At 54.1% G+C, this 3,503-nt stretch carries 1 tRNA gene and 2 rRNA genes; all 3 read left to right on the plus strand.

Annotated features, from left to right (window positions below):
• The first annotated feature begins 136 nt into the window (after window positions 1–136).
• The 3 genes from Xvie_RS26000 to rrf all read left to right on the plus strand — a co-directional run bounded on the left by Xvie_RS26000 (window position 137) and on the right by rrf (window position 3,503).
• Window positions 137–212 (plus strand) — tRNA-Glu (locus Xvie_RS26000).
• Window positions 213–404: 192 nt separating this feature from the next.
• Window positions 405–3,314: ribosomal RNA gene (locus Xvie_RS26005) — 23S ribosomal RNA — on the plus strand.
• A gap of 88 nt (window positions 3,315–3,402) precedes the next feature.
• Window positions 3,403–3,503 (plus strand): 5S ribosomal RNA (rrf, locus tag Xvie_RS26010).

Genomic DNA, 3,503 nt, shown 5'->3' on the forward strand with positions numbered 1-3,503 from the left:
TCGTAACAAGGTAACCGTAGGGGAACCTGCGGTTGGATCACCTCCTTACCTAGAGATAGTAGTTTTTGTTGCAGTGCTCACACAGATTGTCTGATGAAATGTAATATGAGCAGCGCGTCTGCGAAGAAGACTCGATGTCCCCTTCGTCTAGAGGCCTAGGACACCGCCCTTTCACGGCGGTAACAGGGGTTCGAATCCCCTAGGGGACGCCACACTGCTCAGGCCCTGTGTGAAAGGCGGTGCCCCCTGATATTATTGTTAAGCGGGCTGTAAAGTCGGTTTACCAATAATAGCTCTTTAACAATCCGGAACAAGCTGAAAATTTGAAACACCCAGTCCCAGTCGTGAAGACGGGATTGGGGAGTCTCTCAAAACTCCAGTCCGAAGACACCTTCGGGTTGTGAGGTTAAGCGACTAAGCGTACACGGTGGATGCCTAGGCAGTCAGAGGCGATGAAGGACGTGCTAATCTGCGAAAAGCGCCGGTGAGCTGATATGAAGCGCCATCAGCCGGCGATGTCCGAATGGGGAAACCCAGTGCAATCCGTTGCACTATCATTAACTGAATTCATAGGTTAATGAGGCGAACCGGGGGAACTGAAACATCTCAGTACCCCGAGGAAAAGAAATCAACCGAGATTCCCCCAGTAGCGGCGAGCGAACGGGGAGCAGCCCAGAACCAGCATCAGTGTCAGCGTCAGGAGAACGGTCTGGAAAGGCCGGCAGTAAAGGGTGATAGCCCCGTATCTGAAGACGCTGGCAGTGGGAGTTCGATGAGTAGGGCGGGACACGTGGTATCCTGTCTGAACATGGGGGGACCATCCTCCAAGGCTAAATACTCCTGACTGACCGATAGTGAACCAGTACCGTGAGGGAAAGGCGAAAAGAACCCCGGCGAGGGGAGTGAAAGAGAACCTGAAACCGTGTACGTACAAGCAGTGGGAGCACCCTTTGGGGTGTGACTGCGTACCTTTTGTATAATGGGTCAGCGACTTATATTCTGTAGCAAGGTTAACCGTATAGGGGAGCCGCAGGGAAACCGAGTCTTAACTGGGCGTTAAGTTGCAGGGTATAGACCCGAAACCCGGTGATCTAGCCATGGGCAGGTTGAAGGTTGGGTAACACTAACTGGAGGACCGAACCGACTAATGTTGAAAAATTAGCGGATGACTTGTGGCTGGGGGTGAAAGGCCAATCAAACCGGGAGATAGCTGGTTCTCCCCGAAAGCTATTTAGGTAGCGCCTCGTGAAGTCATCTTCGGGGGTAGAGCACTGTTTCGGCTAGGGGGTCATCCCGACTTACCAACCCGATGCAAACTGCGAATACCGAAGAATGTTATCACGGGAGACACACGGCGGGTGCTAACGTCCGTCGTGAAGAGGGAAACAACCCAGACCGCCAGCTAAGGTCCCCAAGTCATGGTTAAGTGGGAAACGAAGTGGGAAGGCTCAGACAGCCAGGATGTTGGCTTAGAAGCAGCCATCATTTAAAGAAAGCGTAATAGCTCACTGGTCGAGTCGGCCTGCGCGGAAGATGTAACGGGGCTAAACCATGCACCGAAGCTGCGGCAGCGACACGCAAGTGTTGTTGGGTAGGGGAGCGTTCTGTAAGCCGTTGAAGGTGTGCTGTGAGGCATGCTGGAGGTATCAGAAGTGCGAATGCTGACATAAGTAACGATAAAGCGGGTGAAAAACCCGCTCGCCGGAAGACCAAGGGTTCCTGTCCAACGTTAATCGGGGCAGGGTGAGTCGACCCCTAAGGCGAGGCCGAAAGGCGTAGTCGATGGGCAACGGGTTAATATTCCCGTACCCGGTGTTACTGCGAAGGGGGGACGGAGAAGGCTAGGCTGGCCGGGCGACGGTTTGTCCCGGTTTAAGCGTGTAGGTGGGGTGACCTGGCAAATCCGGTCACCTGTTAACACTGAGGCGTGATGACGAGGCACCACGGTGCTGAAGTAGCTGATGCCCTGCTTCCAGGAAAAGCCTCTAAGCTCTAGGTAACATTGGATCGTACCCCAAACCGACACAGGTGGTCAGGTAGAGAATACTCAGGCGCTTGAGAGAACTCGGGTGAAGGAACTAGGCAAAATGGTGCCGTAACTTCGGGAGAAGGCACGCTGGCACTAGGTGAAGGGCCCCGCGCCCGGAGCCGAAGCCAGTCGCAGATACCAGCTGGCTGCAACTGTTTAATAAAAACACAGCACTGTGCAAACACGAAAGTGGACGTATACGGTGTGACGCCTGCCCGGTGCTGGAAGGTTAATTGATGGGGTTAGCCGCAAGGCGAAGCTCTTGATCGAAGCCCCAGTAAACGGCGGCCGTAACTATAACGGTCCTAAGGTAGCGAAATTCCTTGTCGGGTAAGTTCCGACCTGCACGAATGGCGTAATGATGGCCAGGCTGTCTCCACCCGAGACTCAGTGAAATTGAACTCGCTGTGAAGATGCAGTGTACCCGCGGCAAGACGGAAAGACCCCGTGAACCTTTACTATAGCTTGACACTGAACCTGGAGCCTTGATGTGTAGGATAGGTGGGAGGCTTGGAAGTGTGGACGCCAGTCTGCATGGAGCCAACCTTGAAATACCACCCTTGAATGTTTGAGGTTCTAACGTAGGCCCGTCATCCGGGTTGCGGACAGTGTCTGGTGGGTAGTTTGACTGGGGCGGTCTCCTCCCAAAGCGTAACGGAGGAGCACGAAGGTTAGCTAATCACGGTCGGACATCGTGAGGTTAGTGCAAAGGCATAAGCTAGCTTGACTGCGAGAGTGACAGCTCGAGCAGGTACGAAAGTAGGTCTTAGTGATCCGGTGGTTCTGCATGGAAGGGCCATCGCTCAACGGATAAAAGGTACTCCGGGGATAACAGGCTGATACCGCCCAAGAGTTCATATCGACGGCGGTGTTTGGCACCTCGATGTCGGCTCATCACATCCTGGGGCTGAAGTAGGTCCCAAGGGTATGGCTGTTCGCCATTTAAAGTGGTACGCGAGCTGGGTTTAGAACGTCGTGAGACAGTTCGGTCCCTATCTGCCGTGGGCGTTGGAAGATTGAAAGGGGCTGCTCCTAGTACGAGAGGACCGGAGTGGACGCACCACTGGTGTTCGGGTTGTCATGCCAATGGCACTGCCCGGTAGCTAAGTGCGGAAGAGATAACCGCTGAAAGCATCTAAGCGGGAAACTTGCCTTGAGATGAGTCTTCCCTTGTCCCTTGAGGACACTGAAGGAACGTTCGAGACGAGGACGTGGATAGGCTGGGTGTGTAAGCGTTGCGAGACGTTGAGCTAACCAGTACTAATGAACCGTGCGGCTTAACCTGACAACACCGAAGGTGTTTTGGGCTGAGAGAGCAGATGACAAAGTTTCAAAGCAGATGACAGCTTGTTCGGGGTTGAAACCAGGATTTGTCTGGCGGCAATAGCGCGGTGGTCCCACCTGACCCCATGCCGAACTCAGCAGTGAAACGCCGTAGCGCCGATGGTAGTGTGGGGTCTCCCCATGTGAGAGT

The organism is Xenorhabdus vietnamensis, assembly GCF_002127535.1.
Lineage (GTDB): Bacteria > Pseudomonadota > Gammaproteobacteria > Enterobacterales > Enterobacteriaceae > Xenorhabdus > Xenorhabdus vietnamensis.